Annotated in this window: 17 protein-coding genes and 1 tRNA gene; 4 read left to right on the plus strand and 14 right to left on the minus strand. The window is 71.8% G+C overall.

Annotated features, from left to right (window positions below):
* The first annotated feature begins 98 nt into the window (after positions 1-98).
* Entirely contained in the window at positions 99-1,169 is a 1,071-nt protein-coding gene (locus tag ACQPW6_RS10465; protein WP_433889299.1) for an alkene reductase, read from the plus strand.
* Between the two features lie 117 nt (positions 1,170-1,286).
* On the opposite strand, the gene ACQPW6_RS10470 is transcribed toward ACQPW6_RS10465, so the two are convergent.
* Positions 1,287-2,765 carry an MFS transporter gene (locus ACQPW6_RS10470; protein ID WP_433889300.1) on the minus strand — a complete coding sequence of 493 codons (1,479 nt, stop codon included), beginning with the start codon at positions 2,763-2,765 and terminating at the stop codon, positions 1,287-1,289.
* Positions 2,766-2,866: 101 nt separating this feature from the next.
* On the opposite strand from ACQPW6_RS10470, the gene ACQPW6_RS10475 reads away from it, so the two are divergent.
* A complete protein-coding gene (locus ACQPW6_RS10475; RefSeq protein WP_433889301.1) occupies positions 2,867-3,859 on the plus strand; it encodes a helix-turn-helix transcriptional regulator in 993 nt (330 codons plus the stop codon).
* Here the strand turns inward: ACQPW6_RS10475 and ACQPW6_RS10480 are convergent.
* The 6 genes from ACQPW6_RS10480 to ACQPW6_RS10505 form a co-directional block, all read right to left on the minus strand.
* Positions 3,841-3,913 (minus strand) — tRNA-Ala (locus ACQPW6_RS10480). The two genes, ACQPW6_RS10475 and ACQPW6_RS10480, sit on opposite strands and share 19 nt — an antisense overlap.
* 91 nt (positions 3,914-4,004) lie before the next feature.
* On the minus strand, positions 4,005-4,658 hold the full coding sequence (locus tag ACQPW6_RS10485) for a histidine phosphatase family protein (RefSeq protein WP_433894486.1): 654 nt from the start codon (positions 4,656-4,658) through the stop codon (positions 4,005-4,007).
* A complete protein-coding gene (gene rsfS / locus ACQPW6_RS10490) occupies positions 4,655-5,095 on the minus strand; it encodes a ribosome silencing factor (protein WP_433889302.1) in 441 nt (146 codons plus the stop codon). The genes ACQPW6_RS10485 and rsfS overlap by 4 nt, the downstream gene beginning before the upstream one ends.
* Positions 5,096-5,214: 119 nt before the next feature.
* The gene (locus tag ACQPW6_RS10495) at positions 5,215-7,122 is read right to left on the minus strand and encodes an LCP family protein (RefSeq protein ID WP_433889303.1); all 1,908 of its coding nucleotides are present in this window, start codon (positions 7,120-7,122) and stop codon (positions 5,215-5,217) included.
* Between the two features lie 30 nt (positions 7,123-7,152).
* A complete protein-coding gene (gene nadD / locus ACQPW6_RS10500; RefSeq protein WP_433889304.1) occupies positions 7,153-7,797 on the minus strand; it encodes a nicotinate-nucleotide adenylyltransferase in 645 nt (214 codons plus the stop codon).
* Positions 7,798-7,806: 9 nt separating this feature from the next.
* The gene (locus tag ACQPW6_RS10505) at positions 7,807-7,956 is read right to left on the minus strand and encodes a hypothetical protein (protein ID WP_433889305.1); all 150 of its coding nucleotides are present in this window, start codon (positions 7,954-7,956) and stop codon (positions 7,807-7,809) included.
* A 240-nt stretch (positions 7,957-8,196) separates the two neighbouring features.
* Here ACQPW6_RS10505 and ACQPW6_RS10510 point away from each other — a divergent pair, with 240 nt between their 5' ends.
* Positions 8,197-9,249, plus strand: coding sequence for a M48 family metallopeptidase (locus ACQPW6_RS10510; RefSeq protein ID WP_433894487.1), 1,053 nt, complete (start codon positions 8,197-8,199; stop codon positions 9,247-9,249).
* Here the strand turns inward: ACQPW6_RS10510 and ACQPW6_RS10515 are convergent.
* From ACQPW6_RS10515 to galE, 6 genes are all read right to left on the minus strand, one after another.
* Positions 9,246-10,397: a hypothetical protein gene (locus ACQPW6_RS10515; protein ID WP_433889306.1), complete on the minus strand. Its 1,152-nt coding sequence runs from the start codon at positions 10,395-10,397 to the stop codon at positions 9,246-9,248. The genes ACQPW6_RS10510 and ACQPW6_RS10515 overlap by 4 nt on opposite strands.
* A gap of 76 nt (positions 10,398-10,473) precedes the next feature.
* The gene (locus ACQPW6_RS10520; protein WP_433889307.1) at positions 10,474-10,935 is read right to left on the minus strand and encodes a hypothetical protein; all 462 of its coding nucleotides are present in this window, start codon (positions 10,933-10,935) and stop codon (positions 10,474-10,476) included.
* A gap of 90 nt (positions 10,936-11,025) precedes the next feature.
* Positions 11,026-12,324, minus strand: a complete 1,299-nt coding sequence (locus ACQPW6_RS10525; protein WP_433889308.1) for a glutamate-5-semialdehyde dehydrogenase — start codon at positions 12,322-12,324, stop codon at positions 11,026-11,028.
* A gap of 86 nt (positions 12,325-12,410) precedes the next feature.
* The gene (locus tag ACQPW6_RS10530) at positions 12,411-12,854 is read right to left on the minus strand and encodes a hypothetical protein (protein ID WP_433889309.1); all 444 of its coding nucleotides are present in this window, start codon (positions 12,852-12,854) and stop codon (positions 12,411-12,413) included.
* A gap of 215 nt (positions 12,855-13,069) precedes the next feature.
* Positions 13,070-14,179 (minus strand): glutamate 5-kinase, encoded by a 1,110-nt coding sequence (gene proB, locus ACQPW6_RS10535; protein ID WP_433894488.1) that lies wholly within the window; start codon positions 14,177-14,179, stop codon positions 13,070-13,072.
* Positions 14,180-14,315: 136 nt separating this feature from the next.
* A complete protein-coding gene (gene galE, locus ACQPW6_RS10540; RefSeq protein WP_433889310.1) occupies positions 14,316-15,287 on the minus strand; it encodes a UDP-glucose 4-epimerase GalE in 972 nt (323 codons plus the stop codon).
* Between the two features lie 155 nt (positions 15,288-15,442).
* Between galE and ACQPW6_RS10545 the strand changes: the two genes are divergently transcribed.
* A complete protein-coding gene (locus ACQPW6_RS10545; RefSeq protein ID WP_433889311.1) occupies positions 15,443-19,009 on the plus strand; it encodes a bifunctional glycosyltransferase/CDP-glycerol:glycerophosphate glycerophosphotransferase in 3,567 nt (1,188 codons plus the stop codon).
* 91 nt (positions 19,010-19,100) lie between these two features.
* Here ACQPW6_RS10545 and ACQPW6_RS10550 read toward each other — a convergent pair whose 3' ends face one another.
* On the minus strand, positions 19,101-20,684 hold the full coding sequence (locus ACQPW6_RS10550) for a glycosyltransferase family 2 protein (RefSeq protein WP_433889312.1): 1,584 nt from the start codon (positions 20,682-20,684) through the stop codon (positions 19,101-19,103).
* Positions 20,685-20,716: the final 32 nt, after the last annotated feature.

The raw sequence follows: 20,716 nt of genomic DNA on the forward strand, positions 1-20,716 counted from the left end.
ACGGTGAGCCCGGCCGGCCCGCGCGAGCCGCCGCGATGCCCCGCCGGTCCGCGCGAGCCCGCCGCGACGCCCGCCGTCCCGCCACCCTGGAGGCCGCCGTGACCAGCGCTTTCGACCCCTTCGACCTGTCGGGCCTCCGGCTGGCCAACCGGATCGTGATGGCCCCGATGACCCGCAGCCGGGCGTACGGCCCGGGGCTCAGCCCCACCGAGGCCGCCGTCCGCTACTACGCGCAGCGCGCCTCCGCCGGGCTGATCATCACCGAGGGCACCCAGCCCTCCCCCGTCGGCCAGGGCTACCCGGACACCCCGGGGCTGCACAGCGCCGGGCAGATCGCCGGCTGGCGCGAGGTGACGGACGCGGTGCACGCGGCCGGCGGCCGGATCTTCGTCCAGCTGATGCACACCGGGCGGATCGGCCACCCGTCACTGCTGCCGGACGGGCTGCTGCCGGTCGGGCCCTCGCCGGTGGCCGCCGCCGGGCAGGTCTACACCGCCGACGGGCCGAAGGACTTCGTGGTGCCGAGCGAGCTGACCGAGGACGGCATCCGGCAGACCATTGACGATCATGTGTCGGCGGCCCGCAACGCGGTCGCGGCCGGCTTCGACGGGGTCGAGCTGCACGCCGCCAACGGCTACCTCGCGCACCAGTTCCTGGCCCCCAACTCCAATGTCCGCACCGACGGTTGGGGCGGCGACGAGCAGCGCAGGGCGCGCTTCGCGGTGGAGCTGACCGGGGCGGTGGCCGACGCGATCGGCGCCCACCGCACGGGGCTGCGGATCTCGCCCGGCAACCCGCTGGGCGATCTGAGCGAGCCCGACCCGGGGCCCACCTACCTCGCGCTGCTGCGCGGACTCGAACCGATAGGGCCGGCCTACCTGCACCTGGTGGAGTCCGCCGACCGCGCGCTGACCCTGGAGCTGCGCAAGCGGTTCGGCGGCCCGCTGATCCTCAACGCCCATACCGGCAAGCGCCCTTCCGACCACGAGGAGCTGGCGCTGATCGAGGACGGCACCGCGGACCTGCTCTCGTACGGCCGGCTCTTCCTGGCGAACCCCGACCTGCCGCGCCGGCTGCGGCAGGGCGGGCCGTTCAACTCCCCGCTGCGGGAGGCGTTCTACGGCGGCGGCGAGCGCGGCTACACCGACTATCCGGTGCTTGACGCCTGACGCCCGCCGCCGCCCGGCCGCCGGTGAGCGGCCGGTTGCCCGCACCGCTCAACTCCCGTTCAGCGGCCGGACGTTCGCGGGCCCGGCCGCTGTTCGGCGACCGGGCCCGCGAACCGTTCAGCGGCCGCGCCTGCGGACCTGCACCGCGAGCGCCGCGCCGACCACCGACGCGACCGTAAGCGCCACCGTCAGTACGGCGAAGGCGTGTGCCGACGGGTGCGTGCCCGGCAGGTCGAGCCGGTTCAGGAACAGCGTGCCCAGGGTGGCGACGCCGATCAGCTGGCCGAGCTGGGTGATGGTGGCGAGCAGCCCGCTGGCGTCGGCCGCGTCCGCCGGGGCGACCTGGCCGAGTGCCATGGTGAGCGTCGGGCTGAACGCGAAGCCGAGGCCCGCGCCGAGGGTGAGCAGCAGGACGTAGAGCGCTCCCCCGCCGTGCCCGCCGCCGCGCATCGCCAGACCGAGGCCGGCGAACGACCCGGCGGCCACCAGCAGGCCGCCCGGCGCCATCCAGCGCCGCGAGGACACCGGCAGCCACCGCCAGCCGAGGCCGACCGCGCCGAAGGTCACCGCCGCCGCGGCGAACGTCACGCCGGTGCGCAGCGCGCTGTCGCCCAGGCCCGACTGGAGGTGCAGGGCGAAGGCGAACAGGAAGCCCGCGTTGACCGCCATCGTCAGCGCGATCACGGTCACGGCCCGCAGGATGCCGGGCGCCCGCAGCACCCGCGCGGAGACCAGCGGATCGCCGCCGCGCCGGGCGAGCCGCGACTCCAGCACCATGAACAGCCCGAAGAGCAGCACGCTCAGGACCAGGCAGCACCAGCCCCACAGCGGCCAGCCCTCCTCCTGCCCGAGCACCAGCGGCACCGTGAACAGCGTCACCGCGGCGCCGAGCGCGAGCAGTCCCGGCAGGTCCAGGCCGCGCCGGTGGTCGGGCGAGGCCGGGACGTCCTCGGGCAGCACCTTCGGCACGACCGCGAGCAGCAGCAGGCCGATCGGCACGTTCACCAGGAACACCGGCCGCCAGCCGGCGCCGAACAGGTCGGCGCTGACCAGCACGCCGCCCACCGTCTGGCCGATGGCCGCGCCGGAGGCGACCACGGCCGAGTACACGCTCATCGCCCGGGTCCGCGCCTCGCCGGCGAAGTTGAGCTGCACCAGGCTCAGCACCTGCGGGATCATCAGCGCGGAGCCGGCGCCCTGCAGGAAGCGGAAGCCGATCAGCTCACCGCTGCTCTGCGCCAGGCCGCAGGCCAGCGAGGACACCGTGAACAGGGCGAGCCCGGCGGTGAACAGCCGCCGGTGGCCGAGCAGGGCGCCCAGCCTGGCACCGGTGATCAGCAGCACCGCGTAGGAGATGCTGTAGCCGGCGATCACCAGTTGCAGGCTCGCGCCGGAGGCGTGCAGGTCGGTGCGGATGGTCGGGGCGGCGACGTTGACGATGAAGACGTCCAGCAGGGCCATGAACTGGCCGGTGAGGATGATCGCCAGCAGCAGCCCGGTCCTGGGTCCGGCCCGGCGCGGGCTTCCTGTGCCGGGATCGGCCGGGGTGCGGGTCGGGGCGGGCACGTTTCCCTGGGTGACAGCGGTATCGGTCATGAGACGATCCTGCGGCCGCCGCGGTACGGGTAACGAGAGCCCGGTGATCCTGGTACTGACAGCACCTGGCAGTGCGCCGGTACCCGGGTGAGGATGGTGTCATGACCAGCCAGCCCACGTCCCAGGCCCGGTCCTCCCAGCGCCGTACCGAACTCGCCGGATTCCTGCGCAGCCGCCGGGCGCGGATCACCCCGGAGGACGTCGGCATGCCGCCCGGGCTGCGCCGCCGCACCCCAGGACTGCGCCGCGAGGAGGTCGCGCAGCTCGCCGGGGTCGGGGTCACCTGGTACACCTGGCTCGAACAGGGCCGGCCGATCAACGCCAGCGTCCAGGTGCTCGACGCGGTCGCCCGGGTGCTGCGGCTGGACGCCACCGAACGCGAGCACCTGTACCGGCTGGCCGGCATCCCGTTCGTCCGGGAGCCGGTCTCCGACGTGGAGATCGTCGGCGAGGAGATTCTCGGCGTCCTGGCCACCCTCGACCCGCTGCCGGCCGCGGTCTACAACGCGCGCTACGACGTACAGGCCACGAACGCGACCTACCGCACGCTGTGGCCGATGACGTCACTGGTGGAGCGGTGGGAGCGGAACGTGCTCTACAAGCTGTTCACGATTCCCGACTGCTGCTCGACCTTCGTGAACGCGCGGGAGGAGCTGCCGTGGATGGTGGCCCAGGTCCGCCGCTCGTACGGCCGGCACGTGGGCGAGCCGGCCTGGGAGTCGTTCGTCGAACTGCTGGTCAAGGAGAGCCCGCTGTTCGCGCAGATCTGGGCGAGCGGTGATGTGGCGGCGCCGGGGCGCCGGGTGAAGATCTTCCGGCACATCGAGATCGGTACGGTGAATCTGACGTCGATGTCGCTGAGCATCGACGGCATGCCGGAGCACCGGATCGTGGTCTACACCCCGGTCGCCGAGGAGGACGCGCTGCGGATCGAGCGGCTGCGCGCGATCGACGACCCGATGGTCGGCTGCGAGTTCCACGCCCGCCACCTCTCGGAGATCCTCGCGGACCGTACCAACGGAAAAAGCGAGACTCCGTCCGCCTACTTCGCGGACGCGTCTCGCTCTCTCACTCGTGGAGCTACGGGGAATTGAACCCCGGACCTCTTGCATGCCATGCAAGCGCTCTACCAACTGAGCTACAGCCCCGTGCCGGCCGGGGTTTCCCCTGGCGACGTGAAGAAGCATAGCCGGTCAGCGGACCGGAAACGAAATCGGCCCGGCCGCCGCAGGCGAACCCTCACGCGTCGTCGCCGAGCACCGCCTCGGGAATCGTGCCCGCGTTGTGCTCGGTGAGCCGCCAGCCGCGGAACCCCTCGCTGAGCACCGACCAGCAGCAGTTGGACAGCCCGCCGAGCGCCTCCCAGCTGGTCGGGGGCAGGCCGAGCAGCCGTCCGATGGTGGTGCGGATGGTGCCGCCGTGACTGACCACGACCAGCACCCCGTCGTCGGGCAGCTTGTCGGCCGCGGCCAGCACGACGGGGGCGGCCCGGTCGGCCACCTCGGTCTCCAGCTCGCCGCCGCCGCGGCGGACCGGCTCGCCGCGCTTCCACGCCGCGTACTGCTCGCCGTACCGCTCCATGATCTCGGGGTGGGTCAGCCCCTGCCAGACACCGGCGTACGTCTCGCGCAGCCCCTCGTAGTGGCTGACGGACAGGCCGGTCACCGCGGACAGCTCGGCCGCGGTGGCCGCCGCCCGGCGCAGGTCGGAGGAGATCACCGCGTCGGGCTCCATCGCGGCCAGCACCCGGGCGGCCCGGCGGGCCTGCGCCACACCGGCGGCGGTCAGCTCGATGTCGGTGTCGCCCTGGAAGCGCTGCTCGAGGTTCCACTCGGTCTGGCCGTGCCGCCACAGCACGAGCCGGCGGCCACGGCCGCGCTTGTGGCCGTTCAGCGCACGTCCCCGTCGTCCTCCGCCGCGGCGGAGGTGGCCGCCGCGTGCTCGGCGCCCTTGCCGCGGGTGGCCACCGCGTCGGCCGGCAGCTCGACCTCGGGGCAGTCCTTCCAGAGCCGTTCGAGCGCGTAGAAGACCCGCTCCTCGGAGTGCTGTACGTGCACCACGATGTCGATGTAGTCGAGCAGCACCCAGCGGCCGTCCCGCTCGCCCTCGCGCCGTACCGGCTTGGCGTCCAGCTCCTTGAGCAGGGTCTCCTCGATGCCGTCCACGATGGCCTTGACCTGGCGGTCGTTGGGCGCGGAGGCCACCAGGAAGGTGTCGGTGATGGACAGCACGTCGCTGACGTCGTAGGCGATGATGTCGTGCGCGAGCTTGTCGGCAGCGGCCTGGGCGGCGGTGCGGGTCAGCTCGATGGAACGGTCAGTGGCGGTCACAGAAACGGCTTTCGGATCGGGGGCTGGTGTTCCAAGGGTCTCACGACCCTCTGACAGCCCCCGACCCGTTTCCGCTCACCGTGTCGCGCCCGCGGTGCCGGCGCGCCCGCGATGCGGGGCTACGGCGCCGGCGCCGGCTTGTAGTCCTTGCCGAGCAGCACCGAGATGTCCGCGTTCGACGGCACCGTGCCCTTCTTCACCGCGGTGGCCGGCAGTCCGAGCGTGGCGGCGACGTCCTTGGCCGCGGCCAGCCTGGTCGGGTCGGCGTAGACCACCTGGGAGGCCGCCGAGGTCGTGGCGGCCTTGCCGCCGGCGACGTACGTGTAGGTGCCGCCGTTGAGGATCGCGGCCTGCGCCATCGGGCCGGCCTTCACGTTCCCGGTGGCGTCCTTGATCGACACCCGGGCCGGTCCGGTGCCGGTGGACTGCTTGACGGTGCCGCCGAGCACGTCCTTGACCACGGTGTCCGTCGTCTGGGCGCTGATCGTGCCGTCCTTCTGCACCGGCATCATGGTGGTGTCGTACGCGCCGGTCTTGGCGAGGTCCGCGAGCTGCGCCAGGGACGCGCCGAGCTGCTTGTCGGTCAGCGACGGGTCGAGGATCTGGCTGAGCGACTGGACGACCTTGGTGGCCGACGGCGCGTCGCTGGGCATCTTCTTCAGCACCGCCTGCATCACCTGCCCGAACCGGGCCAGCTGCTTGTCCTGCGTCTCGCCGGGCGCCTTGTACGTGGCGTAGGCGACGGCGGCCTGGCCGGTCAGCTCCTGCTGCTCGCCCTTGGCCACCACGGTCCTGCCGCTGTCCTTGCCGGTGCCCTTGACCGCGGTGTCGGTGTCGACGAAGACGTCGCCGAGGGAGTCCACCAGCAGTTCCAGATACGGGGTGTCGAGCCGCCAGCTGCCGGTGATGTCGGCGCCCAGCAGGGTGTTCAGCGAGTCCCTGGTCGGGCCGACCCCGTCGGCGACGGCCTTGTCCAGGGTGGTCGCGGTGCCGTCGTCGTTGGTGACCGACAGGTTGCCGGGCAGCAGCACCGTGGAGCCGCGGCCCTTGGTGCGGTTGTCGACCAGCAGCGCGGTGGAGCTGGGGCCGCCGTTCACCGGCAGCATGTGCATGACGATGACATCGCGCTTCTGCGAGCCGCCCGAGGCGCTCGCCGCGCCCTTGGACTTGCCCGTGCCCGGCAGCTTGCCCGCCTGCCACAGGTAGCCGGCGCCGCCGACCACGGCCAGCACGATGACGAGCAGCAGCGCGGTCTTGCGGTTCCGGCCGCGCCGCCTGGCCTCCTCGCGGCGCTCGGTGCGCGACTCGGAGAACTTCAGCCAGTCGATGACCTCTTCTGAGTCGTCGGATTCCTCGTCGACGAAGGCGAACTGCTCGGAGTGGAGGGGCCGTTCGATGTCCCGCTCGGGTGCCGGCTCGCGCGCGGGGGCGGCGGCGGCGGGGGGCTGCTCGTACGGGACCTGGTGCTGCCCGGTGTCGTATATGGGCTGCTGTCCGGTTTCGTACACCTGGTGCTGGCCGGTGTCGTACACCGGTTGCTGGCCCGTGTCGTAGACGGGCTGCTGGCCTGTTTCGTAGACCGGCTGCTGGCCGGTGTCGTAGCGCGGTTGCCGGCCCGTGTCGTACCCGGGCTGATATATGGGCTGCTGCCCGGTGTCGTAACCCTGCTGCTGCGGCGGCTGCTCGTAGTACGGCTGCTGGGGCTGCTGCGGGATCCAGCCGGGCTGCTGGCCGGCGTAGGTCTGCGCGGGGTCGGCGTAGAACTGGCCTTGGCCCTGGTACGTCTGCTGCTGGCCGGCGTCATAGCGCGGCTGCTGGCCGGTGTCGTACGACTGCCGGGGCTGCTGCCCGGTGTCGTAACCCTGCTGCTGCGGGACCTGGGGCGGCGGCGGGGCCTGGAGCAGGGGCCGGCCGTACTGGTCGTAACCGTAGGGCTGCTGCTGGTAATAGGGGTCCTGCGCGTAAGGGTCTCTCTCGTCGTCAGGTCCGCCCTCGGCGTTGCGCCAACGGGGGTTTGCGTCGTTCACGAGGAACCCCTTCACGTGTTTCGTTCGCAGCTACCCGGTCGCGTCCCGGTACAGCGCGCGTTTGTCGATGTAGCGCACCACACCGTCCGGAACCAAGTACCAGACAGGATCCCCCTTGGCCACCCGCTGCCGGCAGTCCGTGGACGAGATCGACAGCGCCGGCACCTCCACCAGCGACACGCCCCCCTCGGGGAGGCCCGGGTCCGCCAGAGTATGCCCGGGACGGGTCACTCCGATGAAATGCGCCAGCGAGAAGAGCTCCTCGACGTTCCGCCAGGAGAAGATCTGGGACAGCGCGTCGGCGCCGGTGATGAAGAACAGCTCGGCTTCCGGGTGCTCGGCCCGCAGGTCGCGCAGGGTGTCGATGGTGTACGTCTTGCCGCCGCGGTCGATGTCGCTGCGGCTGACCGAGAACTGCGGGTTGGACGCGGTGGCGATCACCGTCATCAGGTAGCGGTCCTCGGCGGCCGACACGTCACGGTCGCTCTTCTGCCAGGGCTGCCCGGTCGGTACGAAGACCACCTCGTCGAGCCCGAACAGGCTGACCACCTCGCTGGCGGCGACCAGGTGCCCGTGGTGGATGGGGTCGAACGTACCGCCCATCACGCCGATCCGCTGCTTCGCCCCGGGCCTGGCCGCGGTGGTGGACAGCGGACCTGCCGGATTCGTGGTCATGGCGGTCCGTCAGTCCCGGTTGAAGCGGGTGACGAGCCACAGCAGGATCAGCAGCACGCCGAGCGCGCCGAAACCGGTCAGGTACGGGCTCAGGCTCGGGTGGTTGCCGCCGCCGTCCGCGGCGAGGGTGGTCAGGGCTGAGGCTGCGGTGGGCGTCATGGTCAGCGGGACCCTTTACGAAGTCGGGGACGACGGGAAGACTCACGGCACATGGTACGGGCGGCGCCTGGGGAACTTCGCGCAGGCTCCGCGCGTCCCAGAGTATGTACCCGTGGGCTAGCAGGGGGTTGGGCCAGTATGTCCGTGCCGAATGAACCGCAGGACCCGAAGAAGGGCCCGGCGGACACGCCGGGAACCGAAGACCGTGCGGGAGACCGGCTTCCAGGACGCACCCGCAGACTGTTCCCCGACATCTCGTCGCGGGCGTACGAGCACCCCGCGGATCGCTCCGCGCTGGTCGCGCTGCGCAAGCTGAGCGGCTTCGACCAGGTCTTCAAGGCGCTCAGCGGGCTGCTGCCCGAGCGCAGCCTGCGGCTGCTGTTCCTGTCGGACTCCGTCCGGGTGAGCGACGAGCAGTTCGCGCATCTCAACGCAATGCTGCGGGACGCCTGCCAGATCCTGGACCTGGAGAAGATCCCGGCGCTCTACGTGACGCAGGATCCGCAGCCCAACGCGATGTGCATCGGCATGGACGCGCCGATCATCGTGATCACCACCGGCCTGGTCGAGCTGCTCGACGAGGAGGAGATGCGGGCGGTCGTCGGCCACGAGGTGGGCCACGCGCTGTCCGGCCACTCGGTGTACCGGACGATCCTGCTGTTCCTGACGAACCTGGCGCTGCGGGTGGCCTGGATCCCGCTGGGCAACCTGGCGGTGCTGGCGATCGTCACCGCGCTGCGCGAGTGGTTCCGCAAGTCGGAGCTGTCCGCGGACCGGGCCGGGCTGCTGGTCGGCCAGGACCTGCAGGCGTCGATGCGCGGCCTGATGAAGATCGCCGGCGGCAACCACCTGCACGAGATGAACGTCGACGCGTTCCTGAAGCAGGCCGACGAGTACGAGGCCGCGGGCGACCTGCGCGACTCCGTGCTGAAGATCCTCAACGTGCTGCCGCGCAGCCACCCGTTCACCACGGTCCGGGCCGCGGAGCTGCGCAAGTGGGCGGCCAGCCGGGAATACCAGCGGATCATGGACGGCCACTACCCGCGGCGCACCGAGGACAAGGACACCTCGGTCTCCGACGCGTTCAAGGAGTCGGCCGGCCACTACGCCGAATCGGTGAAGAGCAGCAAGGACCCGCTGATGGGTCTGATCAGGGACATCACCAACGGCGCCGGCGACTTCGGCGGCAAGCTGCGGGACAAGTTCACCGGAGCGGGCGCGGCCAACGGTTCTTCCTCCGGCAGCTCCGGCGGGCCCGCGGACGAGCCGCCGGCCGACCAGTCGCCGGCCTAGCCCTTCGGCTTGGCCTGGGCGGGTGACGACGGGGCCGGAGGAGACTTAGCCGGGGAGGACTGGGCCGGGGAGGACTGGGCCGGAGAAGCCTGGGCCGGGGTGGTCGCCGCGTCGGTCAGCACCGCGCAGCCGGTGCCGACCGGGTTGACGTGGTCGTACGGGTCGATGCCGGCCACCCCGCCGGGCGCGGACTTGCCCGCCAGGATCGGGTGGAAGCTCGTCACATCGGAGTTGCAGGCCAGCGGGCCGGCCGCGATGTTCGCCTGGACCAGCTGGATGTGGTGCTGGCGCAGATCCTCGTGGTTGAACTCGAACCGCAGCTGCCGCCGCACCGTGAACAGCGACACCGCGCCCTCCCCGTCCCCGGTGCCGCGCAGCGCGTAGACGAAGGTGTGGTCGGCGGCGATCTCCAGCTCGTTCGAGCTGGTCTGGCTGGCGGCCAGGCTGCCCTCCACCCGGATGCCGTGCTTGACCACCTGGATGGCGGTCGGGTTGAAGCGGACGATCCAGCCGGTGGTCTCATGGGTGCCGTCGGCGACCGGGCTGATCAGGCTGCTCTCGAACTCGTCGAGCTGGCCGGGGTTCAGCAGGTCGCGGATCTTGCCGACATCGCCGCCGGTGACCGCCTTGAGGTCGATCGCGGAGTCGGTCAGGTACTCCTTGGCGGTGTCGAACGCCTCGCTGACCTCGTTCTTCGCGAAACCGCCCACCCGGTGCGCCTTCGGCAGCACCAGCCCGTCGGCGCCCGCCTTGTAGAGCGCGGCCTGCCCGCCGTCGAAGGGGGCGTCGGCGGAGACCGCCGGCACCACCCCGGGCGGCACCAGGGACAGCGTGGTGACCCGCAGCTGCTCGCTGGCCACCTGGTTGTGGGACTTGTAGGGGTGCCTGACTCCCATGTACACGGCGAAACCGAAGGCCACCACGATCAGCAGGATCAGCGCCACCGCCTGCCGGGCCAGCCCGCGCGGGATCACATGCCTGATCCGTACCGCCCGGGTGGCGCCGTCGAGCCGCTCCCGGGCGGAGAACTCCTGGATGCGGGCAGCTCTCACGAACGACTCGTCGAAGACGACGGATCGATACTCTTCCTCGCTGCCACCAGGGGTGCCCTCGGGCGTGCCCTCTGGGGGTTCTCCAGGCCCGCTCATATCACAAGGTTAAGTCTTCGGGCGGGTGAATATACGCCGTGGTACCGGTCAACTTGGCACGCAATCTGACATCAGCTCAGGGCAACCGGGCGGAAACGGTCGGCGGTACGCCCTGCGAGCCCACCGATCCGGCGGAGCCCGCCGGACCGACCTGGGTACCGGTGGAGGGTGGCGGAGCCGCTGGCTGCCGGCCGCCGCCGCCCGCGCCGCGGTACACCGCGGCGAAGGTGAGGGCGACCACCCCTATGCCCATGACCACGGCCAGTGCCCAGGCGACGGGGCGGTGCCAGCGGGTGCTGCTGCCGCGGTACGGGTGACCGGCCGCGTACAGCTCATCGGATTCGAGAGTGTCCGACTCGTCCAGTTCCGGGACGTGTGCGGACTCGGCGGTTCTGCGCCTGCCGGACCAGCCGGGCGGCAGCGCGGGACCTTCAGCGACGGCAAGCGTCCGTTCCTTGGCCGTGGGCTCATGGAACAGAGCAGACCGTACGAATTCTTCGTCGAGGACTACGGAGGCGAACTCGTCATCGTCCGGCATCTGTCCAGAGTAATGCGGAAGTTGGCCCTTTGGGCAGGGGAATCCGGACTGTCTGTGGGCCGTCTGTGGTACCCGGGCGGGCCGCGGGGGTCAGCGGATGTGGCCGTCGCCGGTGACCACGTACTTCGTGGAGGTCAGCTCGGGCAGGCCCATCGGCCCCCGGGCGTGCAGCTTCTGGGTGGAGATGCCGATCTCGGCGCCGAAGCCGAACTGGCTGCCGTCGGTGAACCGGGTCGACGCGTTCACCATCACCGCGGCGGCGTCCACCAACTGGGTGAAGCGGCGGGCGGCGGGCTGCGAGCCGGTCACGATGGCCTCGGTGTGGCCGGACGACCACAGCCGGATGTGCGCGACGGCCGCCTCCAGCGACTCCACCACACCGGCGGCGATGTCGTAGGACAGGTACTCGGTCTCCCAGTCCTCGGCGGTCACCGGTACGACGGTGGCCTTGCTGCCGGAGGACTCGGCCACCGCCAGTACCCGGGGGTCGCCGTGCACGGTGACCCCCGCCTCGGCCAGCGCGTCCAGGGCGCGGGGCAGGAAGCGGTCGGCGATGTCGCGGTGCACGAGCAGGGTCTCGGCGGAGTTGCAGACGCTGGGGCGCTGGGCCTTGGAGTTGACCAGCACCTCCACTGCCATGTCGATGTCGGCGGCGGCGTCCACGTACACATGGCAGTTTCCGGTGCCGGTCTCGATCACCGGGACGGTGGAGCCCTCCACGACGGTACGGATCAGCGAGGCGCCGCCGCGCGGGATCAGCACGTCGACCATGCCGCGGGCGCGCATCAGCTCGGTGACCGACTCCCGGCTCTCGCCCGGCACCAGCTGGACGGCGTCCGCGGGCAGGCCGGCGCCGCCGACCGCGTCACGCAGCACAGTGACCAGGGCGGTGTTCGAGGCGTAGGCGGAGGCCGAACCGCGCAGCAGCACCGCGTTGCCCGACTTCAGGCAGAGCGCGGCGGCGTCGACGGTGACGTTGGGCCGGGCCTCGTAGATGATGCCGACCACGCCGAGCGGGACCCGGACCTGCCGCAGGTCCAGCCCGTTGGGCAGGGTGGAGCCGCGCAGCACCTCGCCGACCGGGTCGGGCAGGCCGGCCACATGGCGGACGTCGGCGGCGATCGCGGCGACCCGCTCGCGGGTCAGGGTCAGCCGGTCCACCAGGGAGGCGCTGGTGCCGGCGGCCTTGGCCCTGGCCACATCCTCGGCGTTCGCCGCGACGATCTCCTGGGTGCGGACGATCAGCGCGTCCGCGATGGCCAGCAGCGCGTCGTCCTTGGCGGCCCGCGGGGTGGGCGCCAGGTCGGCCGCGGCGGCCTTCGCGCGGTAGGCGGCGAGCAGCACGGGGCTCTTCGGCAACGGCGAGGGCAGCTCCGGGTGGACGGTCATAGGGGCAGAGTACCGGGCGGGTCCGACAGGCCGGGGCGGATGCGGCAACCCCGGCTTGAACGGGTCCGGCCGCGGCCGGCCGTGGCTCAGAACGGGTGGACGCCGACCGGGACGGCCGGGGCGGGGCCGTAGCCCTCCGCGAGGCGCTGGTGGTAGGTGACCCGGTCGATCACTTCGAGGCCGACGGTCTCCCACGGCGGCAGCCCGGCCGTCGAGCGGTGCTCTCCCCACAGCCGCAGCGCGATCGCGGCGGCGTCGTGCAGGTCGCGGGCCTCCTCCCAGTAGCGGATCTCCGCGTGGTCGGTGGCGTAGCGGCTGGTCAGCAGGAAGGGGTGGTCGTGGGCGAGCTGTTCCAGGCCGCGGCGGAGCTCGGGCAGCGGGGTCTGCGGCCCGGAGACGCTGAGCGTGATGTGCCACAGCCGGGAGACCGACCGCTCCTCCGCCTGCCGGGGCACGGTGGCGCTGTCCACGCTGACCAGCGCGCGCTCGGCCGAACCCCTGGACAACGGCCCTGGGCGCCCTCGCTTCACGGCGGCCTCCCTGTGGGTTACGTTTCCGGCGCCGCCCGCGCCTGTGGGCCCGGACGACTCCTCCGCATCAAAGTTGACCAGGCTCGGGAGGAGCGCGGGGTGCTTTTCGCGAAGAAGCCCCCGACGAGCCATCGGCCGAGCCCCCGATGTAGTCCCCCGCGCCGGGGCGCCCCGGCCGGCCGGGAGCACCCGGCCCTGCCGTGGGAACGTCCTCGTCAGAGGACGACCAGGGCGTCGCGGTGGATGATCTCGCGTTCGTAGGCCGGGCCGAGCTCGGCGGCCAGGTCGTGGGTGGAGCGGCCCAGGAGCCGGGGGAGTTCGCGGGCGTCGAAGTTGACCAGGCCGCGGGCCACGGGATGGCCGGACTCGTCCAGGAGGTCCACCGGGTCGCCGGCGACGAAATCGCCCTCCACCGCCGTCACGCCGGCCGGCAGCAGGGAGCCGCCGCGTTCGGTGACCGCGCGGACCGCGCCGGCGTCCAGGCGCAGGCCGCCGCGCGGGGTGGAGGCGTGCGCGAGCCACAGCAGGCGGTCCGCGGAGCGCTTGCCGGTGCGGTGGAAGTACGTGCCGGTGACCCGTCCGGCCAGCGCGTCGGCCGCGTGGATCGCCGAGGTCAGGACGACGGGCACGCCCGCCCCCGTGGCGATCCTGGCCGCGTCCACCTTGGTGACCATGCCCCCGGTGCCGACCCCGGAGCGGCCCGCGCTGCCGATGCTGACGCCTTCGAGGTCGGCGGGCCCGGTGATCTCCTCGATCAGCGAGCTGCCGGGCGAGCGCGGGTCGCCGTCGTAGAGGCCGTCCACGTCGGACAGCAGCACCAGCAGGTCGGCGTGCACCAGGTGGGCGACCAGCGCGGCCAGCCGGTCGTTGTCACCGAAGCGGATCTCGTCGGTGGCCACGGTGTCGTTCTCGTTGACGATGGGCAGCGCGCCCATGCTGATCAGCTGTTCGAGCGTCCGGTAGGCGTTGCGGTAGTGCGCGCGGCGGCTGACGTCGTCGGAGGTCAGCAGCACCTGCCCGACCCGGATGCCGTAGCGCGCGAAGGACGCGGTGTAGCGGGCGACCAGCAGGCCCTGGCCGACGCTGGCGGCGGCCTGCTGCCTGGCCAGGTCGCGGGGCCGCCGGGGCAGCCCGAGCGGGGCGAGCCCGGTGGCGATGGCGCCGGACGACACGAGCACGATCTCCCGGGCCGCTCCCCCGCCGCCCTCCTTGGCCTTGGCCAGGACGTCGACCAGCGCGTCCACCCGGTCCGCGTCCAGGCCGCCGGCGGCCGTGGTCAGTGAGGAGGAGCCGATCTTGACCACGACCCTGCGGGCCCGCGCCACGTCCTGCCGTACTGCCGCCGCTGTCACGTAGGTCCCTCGTGCCTGGTCTCGTACCGGTCGGAAGCCCCACCGGTCAGGTGCCGTCCCGGTCAGCTGCCGTTCCCACCCGCGCCCGGGGCCGGCGGACCGGACCCGGCTAGCCCGGGTGGTGGTGCTGCCAGCCCTTCCAGGCCGACTCCACCATCTGCCGGACGTTGTACCGCGCCGTCCAGCCGAGCTCCCTGCCGATGGACTCGGCGGAGGCCACGACCCGAGCCGGGTCGCCGGGGCGGCGCGGGGCCACCTCGGGCGCCAGCCCAGTGTGACCGGAAACCTCGCCGATGATCCGGACCATCTCGGCCACCGAGACGCCCTCGCCGCGCCCGATGTTCAGCACGAGCTCGGCCGCGGGGTCCGCGCCGAGCCGGCGGGCGGCGGCGACATGCGCGGAGGCGATGTCCTCGACGTGGATGTAGTCGCGCACGCAGGTGCCGTCGGGGGTCGGGTACTCGTCGCCGAAGACCAGCGGCGGCAGGCCCTCGGCCAGCCGCTGGAAGACCATCGGGACCAGGTTGAACACGCCGGGGTCGGCCAGTTCGGGACTCGCCGCGCCGGCCACGTTGAAGTAGCGCAGCGCCGCCGTGGCGATGCCGTGCGCCCGGCCGGCCGCGGCGACCAGCCACTCGCCGGCGAGCTTGGTCTCGCCGTAGGGGCTCATCGGCACGCAGGGTGTCTGCTCTGTGACGAGTTCCACATCCGGCATTCCGTATACGGCCGCGGAGGACGAGAACAGGAACCGCCGCGCGTGGGCGTCAACCGCCGCCTCCAGTACGGTGCGCAGCCCCTCGACGTTCTCCCGGTAGTACCAGAGCGGGCGCTGCACCGATTCGCCGACCTGCTTCTTGGCGGCGATGTGCACGACCCCGTCGACCCCGTGCTCGCGCATCGTCTCGTCGAGCAGCGCCCTGTCCAGCACCGATCCGCGGACCAGCGGCACTCCGGCGGGCAGCCGGCCCGGATCGCCGGTGCTCAGGTCGTCCACAACGACCACCCGCTCGCCGCCGTCGGTCATCGCCTTGACGACGTGCGAACCGATATATCCGGCACCGCCGGTGATCATCCAGGTCATTTCGCCAGTCTAACGAAGCCCGGCGCTAACAAGTCCGTGCGATAAACTCCGGGTGAACCAGAAGTACCCGGCGGTCTTCACAGGCGCAGGACACCTTATTCACCGGGTCTCCCTGACAGCCCCCGCACGCCGGCCTTCGAAAGGTTGTTCCACCCATGGATCCTCGACTCTCCGTCGTCGTACCGATTTACAACGTCGAGACGTACCTCGAAGAGTGCCTGGACTCGCTGGCCGCGCAGACCCTGGCCGAGCTCGAAGTGATCATGGTGGACGACGGCTCCACCGATTCGAGCGCCGAGATCGCCCGCCGCTACCAGGACCGCGACCCGCGCTTCCGGCTGGTGCAGCAGCCCAACGGCGGCCTCGGCAACGCCCGCAACAGCGGTGTGCGTCACACCACCCCCGGTGTGGAATACCTCACGTTCGTCGACAGTGACGACGTGATCCCGGACTACGCGTACGCGCTGTGCCTGCGCACGCTGGACGAGACCGGCTCGGACTTCGTGTCCGGCAACGTGCTGCTGCTGCGGATCGCCGGCACCTCGCAGTCGCCCATGCACCGCCGCGCCATGGCCCGCACCCGGCTGCGGACGCACATCACCCGGGACGAGTCGCTGATCCACGACCGGCTGGCGCCCAACAAGGTCTTCCGCCGGGACTTCTGGGACACCTACGAGATGGCGTTCCCCGAGGGCGTGCTCTACGAGGACATCCCGCTGACCTTTCCCGCGCACTTCCGGGCCCGCTCGGTGGACATCCTCAGCGACCCGGTCTACTACTGGCGGCAGCGCGAGGGCAGCGCGGCCCCGTCCATCACCCAGCGCCGCACCGAACTGAACGCGGTACGCGACCGGGTGGCGGCGGTGGACTCGGTGAGCCGGTTCCTGGCCGCGCACCCGGGCAAGGAGTACCGCCGCTACAAGCGCTGGTACGACAAGTCGGCGCTCGGCAGCGACATCCGGATCTTCATCAACGTACTGCCCGAGGCGGACCAGGAGTTCCGCGAGCTGTTCATGAAGGTCGCCTCGGACTTCCTCAGCCGGGTGGACCCGCACACCCTGGACGCGCTGCCGTCGATCATGCGGCTCAAGTGGTACCTGATCCGCGAGGGCAAACTCGACGAACTCCTCGAAGTGCTGGCGTTCGAACGCAAGGGGACCGGCGGTTCGCTGCCGGTTCTCCGCCGCTTCCGCCGATATGCCCAGTACCCGTTCTTCAAGGACCCCTCGGTCGGCGTTCCCAAGCGGGTGTACCGGCTCAAGCAGGAACTGGCGCTGCGCTCCAAGGTGAAAAGCATCAGCTGGGAGGGCGACCGGCTCAAGATCACCGGCCATTCGTACGTCAGCAATCTCAATGTGCACAAGCGGCACATGTCGCTGAAGGTCATCGCGCTGCGCAACAGCAAGACCAAGCGCACCCTGGTGCTGCCCGCCCGCACCTCGCACCGGCCGGACGCCACCGCGGGCTCCGGCCAGGGCCGCTACTCCTACGACTGGTCCGGCTTCGAACTGAGCCTGGACACCAACCGGTTGAAGACCAAGGGCAAGTGGGCCGAGGGCACCTGGCGGTTCGCGATCGGCAACCTCAGCCGCGGGGTGCTCAGGCGCGGCGCGCTCAACCCGGGCGCGTTCGGCTCCGGCACCCACCCGCCGGTGCACTACGTGGACGCGCAGACCAGGATCGTGCCGATGTTCATCGGCAGCCGGCTGCGGCTGCGGGTCGAGCAGGTCAAGGCGCGGGTCACCGGCCACAAGCTGGTCGACGGCGAGATCGTGCTGCACGGCGTGCTCGGCGGCCGGTTCACCGAGGGCAGCACGCTGGGCATCCACCACCTCAAGACCCCCACCGAGCACAGCTATCCGCTGCTGCCGGGCCGGTTCGACGACGGCGGCACCCCGTTCACCGTGCGGGTGCCGGTGGCGGACATCGTGGGCGGTCGTACGGTGGTCAGCCCCGGCTCCTCGGTGAAGCCGCCGACCGCCGAGACCTGGCGCACCGACATCACCGTGCCCGGCGAGGACAAGCCCCGCCAGCTGATCGCCGACGACGGACTGGCCGCCGGCCACTACCCGCTGGCGACTGCCGCCGGCTCGGGGCTGCCCCGCGAGCTGGCGCTGCACCGCAACGCGCCGGGCTACCTGCTGTTCAGCGACCGGCTGCTGCGCCCCACGGTGGACACCCTGACCTGGGACGCGCGCGGCGAGCTGCTGCTCGAAGGCGACTGCCCGGCCGACACCGGCCAGGTGAACATACTGCTCAAGCACCGCGGCCACCACGAGGTGAAGACCTTCCCCGCGACCGTCGCCGGCGGCCGGTTCTCGGCCCGGGTCACCCCCGCCGCGGTCGACTCGCTGGCCGGCTCGCTGCCGCTGCGCCCCGGCCGGTGGAACGTGATGCTGCGCAGCGCCGCGGCCGGCGAGGAGCTGTCGCCGGTCGTGGTCGCCCCGGAGATGATCGACCGGCTACCGGAGAAGACCGAGGTACGCGGACGCGGCTACACCGCCGCCTGCTACAGCTACGACCGGCTGGCCCTGGAGGTGACCTCCGCCCTCAAGGACGACGAGCGCGGACCGTACCGGCAGCGCCAACTGCGCACCCACACCTACCCCGAGGCGATGCGGCAGCCGCTGCGCGACGCGGTACTCTACGACAGCTACACCGGCAAGCAGTTCTCCGACTCGCCGCGCGCGGTCTACGAGGAGTTCGTACGCCGCGGCGAGCCCCTGGAGCACCTGTGGGTGGTCAGGGACGAGCAGGTGGAGCTGCCCGAGGGCACCAGGGCGGTACGGATGTGGGGCCGCGAGTGGTTCGAGGCGATGGCCCGCTGCCGCTACATCGTCACCAACGCGCACCTGCCGCACTGGATCCAGCGGCGCGAGGGCCAGGTCATCGTGCAGGCGTGGCACGGCACCCCGCTGAAGAAGATCGGCCACGACATCGAGGACGTGCAGTTCGCCAACAGCAGGTACCTGGAGAACGTCGCCCAGGAGTCGCTGGCCTGGAACTTCCTGGTCTCGCCGAACCGCTTCAGCACCCCGATCCTCAAGCGGGCCTTCGCCTTCGAGGGCGAGCTGCTGGAAGCCGGCTACCCGCGCAACGACCTGCTGTACTCGCCGGACGCCGAGCGGATCGCCCGCGAGGTCAAGGAGCGGATCGGGATCGCGCCGGACAAGAAGGTCGTGCTCTACGCGCCGACCTGGCGCGACGACCAGTTCTACGGTCCCGGCCGGTACAAGCTGGACCTGCGGCTGGACCTGGCCAAGGCGCGCGAGGCGCTGGGTGACGACTGGGCGCTGATGGTCCGCCGCCACCCCAACGTGGTGGACACCGTGCCCGGCGCCGGCGAGGGCTTCGTCTGGGACGTCTCGGAGTACCCGGAGATCGCCGAACTCTTCCTGGCCGCCGACGCGTTGATCACCGACTACTCGTCACTGATGTTCGACTACGCCAACACCGGCCGGCCGATGCTCTTCTTCACCTACGACCTGGAGCACTACCGGGACCAACTGCGCGGCTTCTACTTCGACTTCGAGCAGGAGGCCCCCGGGCCGCTGATCGCGACGTCGGACGAGCTGATCGCGGCGCTCGGCGACCTGGACGCGGTCAGCAAGGGGTACCAGGACGCGTACAAGAACTTCCAGGGGCTGTTCTGCGACCTGGACGACGGGCACGCCTCGGCGCGGGTGATCGAGCGGATGCTCGAACTGGCGCGGGAGCACTGAGGGTTCGCCGGCGGGCGCTTCGAGTCTTCCGCGCTGAACGCTTCCGCCGGGTTTCGGCGGTCGTTGCGGCCGGCGGTCGTTGCGGCCGGGCTCAGCGGCCCAGCAGGCGGCGCAGCCGGCCGCCGGCGACCCGGCGGGCGCCCTGCATGCCGTCGGCGACCCGCAGGATCAGCGCGCGGCCCGCGGTGATGTGCGTCTGCACCAGCAGCACCTGGCCGGTGGGGCGTACCACCGCGCCGCGCCTGGCGTCCTGGCCGTCGGCGGCCCGCACCTCCACGGGGGTGCGCGCCTCGGTGGCCGCGTAGTGGATCTCGGCGCGGATGTGCCAGACGGCGAGCCGGCCGCCGCGGGCCAGCTCCCCGGTGTTCAGCCTGACCACGGCGGTCCAGCCGGCGCCCTCGCCGATCAGCGGGGTGCGTACGGTGATCGCCGGATCCGAGGAGCCGCGTTCGGTCAGGTTCACCCGGATCGCCACCGGGTGCAGGGTGGCCAGCCGCCCGTACAGGTCGTGCACGCGCAGGCTCAGCCGAGTGCTGGCCCCGGTCTGCACCCGGGCGTCCACGCACACCGGCAGCGCCTCGACGGCGAGTTCGTCCAGCTCCAGCGGGGCGGTCACGCCGTACGGCGGGATCAACCGCGGCGGGCGGGCGGCCAGTTCGACCAGCCGGCCGAGTCCCGCCGCGCCCGGCTCGGGGAGTTCGGCGCCCGGCGCCGTCAGCGCGCGGGCCATCCAGCGGGACGGCACGGCGGCCGAGGCGACGCCCTCGCGGTCGAAGCCGCCCACGTAGTCGCGGGTGATCCGCCACCAGTCGGTGACGTACTGGGCCGGGCGCTGCGGGAGTTCCCGGACGTACATCGGCAGGTCGTAGTCGAGGAACTTGGCCTGCGCGGCCTCCGCGAGGTCGTACTCGCCGGCGTCCCGGAGGGTGTCCACCACGCCGCGGTGCGCGGCGATCCGGTGCTTCCAGTTGGACAGGTCGGCGCGGCGCAGCGAGATCGACAGCCTGGCCGCCTGCCGGCGGACGTGCCAGACGTACACCGGCTCGTCGGTGTAGGCGATCCGGGGGGCGGCGGCGTAGACCCGGGCGGTGAAGACGAAGTCCTCGTAGTGGAACGCGCCGTCGGGGAAGGTGAGATGGCGCTCGCGCAGGAAGGCGGTGCGGTAGAGCTTGTTCACCGACAGGGTGTCCCAGAGGACCTCCGGGTGCTGCCTGATGCCGGTCAGCACGGTGCCGGGCAGCGTGGCGCCGGCGGCGGTGTCGTACAACTGCGGGGCCCAGACGGTCTCCCGGCCGCCCGGCAGTTCGCAGCGGACGGCGCGGCCGGCGGTGACGTCGGCGCGCTGCTTGGCGGCGAGCGGCAGCAGGGCGTCGACGGCGCCGGGCGGCAGGATGTCGTCGCTGTCGAGGAACATCAGGTACGGGAACGCGGCGGCGGCGAGGCCGTCGTTGCGGGGGGTGCCGCAGCCGCCGCTGTTGCCGGTGCGCCGCAGGACCCGGACGCGCGGGTCGGTGCCGGCCAGCCCGGCGAGAACCTGGGCGGTGCCGTCGGTGGAGCAGTCGTCGACGACCAGGACCTCGCCGACCTCGTCGCCCTGTTCGAGCGCGGACCGCACGGCGGCGGTCACCTGCTCGGCGTCGTTGTACGTGATCACGACGACGCTGACGCGAGCCATCGGGAACCCTCACTTCTGCTCGACCTGACATG

This window comes from Streptomyces sp. CA-111067 (assembly GCF_050956065.1).
Lineage (GTDB): Bacteria > Actinomycetota > Actinomycetes > Streptomycetales > Streptomycetaceae > Actinacidiphila.

What these genes read in the sequence shown, in the direction of transcription:
- ACQPW6_RS10470 (WP_433889300.1), bottom strand. Translation starts at nt 2,765, where the DNA reads ATGACCGATACCGCTGTCACCCAGGGAAACGTGCCCGCCCCGACCCGC.
- ACQPW6_RS10475 (WP_433889301.1), top strand. Translation starts at nt 2,867, where the DNA reads ATGACCAGCCAGCCCACGTCCCAGGCCCGGTCCTCCCAGCGCCGTACC.
- nadD (WP_433889304.1), bottom strand. Translation starts at nt 7,797, where the DNA reads ATGACCACGAATCCGGCAGGTCCGCTGTCCACCACCGCGGCCAGGCCC.
- ACQPW6_RS10505 (WP_433889305.1), bottom strand. Translation starts at nt 7,956, where the DNA reads ATGACGCCCACCGCAGCCTCAGCCCTGACCACCCTCGCCGCGGACGGC.
- ACQPW6_RS10515 (WP_433889306.1), bottom strand. Translation starts at nt 10,397, where the DNA reads ATGAGCGGGCCTGGAGAACCCCCAGAGGGCACGCCCGAGGGCACCCCT.
- ACQPW6_RS10520 (WP_433889307.1), bottom strand. Translation starts at nt 10,935, where the DNA reads ATGCCGGACGATGACGAGTTCGCCTCCGTAGTCCTCGACGAAGAATTC.
- ACQPW6_RS10525 (WP_433889308.1), bottom strand. Translation starts at nt 12,324, where the DNA reads ATGACCGTCCACCCGGAGCTGCCCTCGCCGTTGCCGAAGAGCCCCGTG.
- galE (WP_433889310.1), bottom strand. Translation starts at nt 15,287, where the DNA reads ATGACCTGGATGATCACCGGCGGTGCCGGATATATCGGTTCGCACGTC.
- ACQPW6_RS10545 (WP_433889311.1), top strand. Translation starts at nt 15,443, where the DNA reads ATGGATCCTCGACTCTCCGTCGTCGTACCGATTTACAACGTCGAGACG.
- ACQPW6_RS10550 (WP_433889312.1), bottom strand. Translation starts at nt 20,684, where the DNA reads ATGGCTCGCGTCAGCGTCGTCGTGATCACGTACAACGACGCCGAGCAG.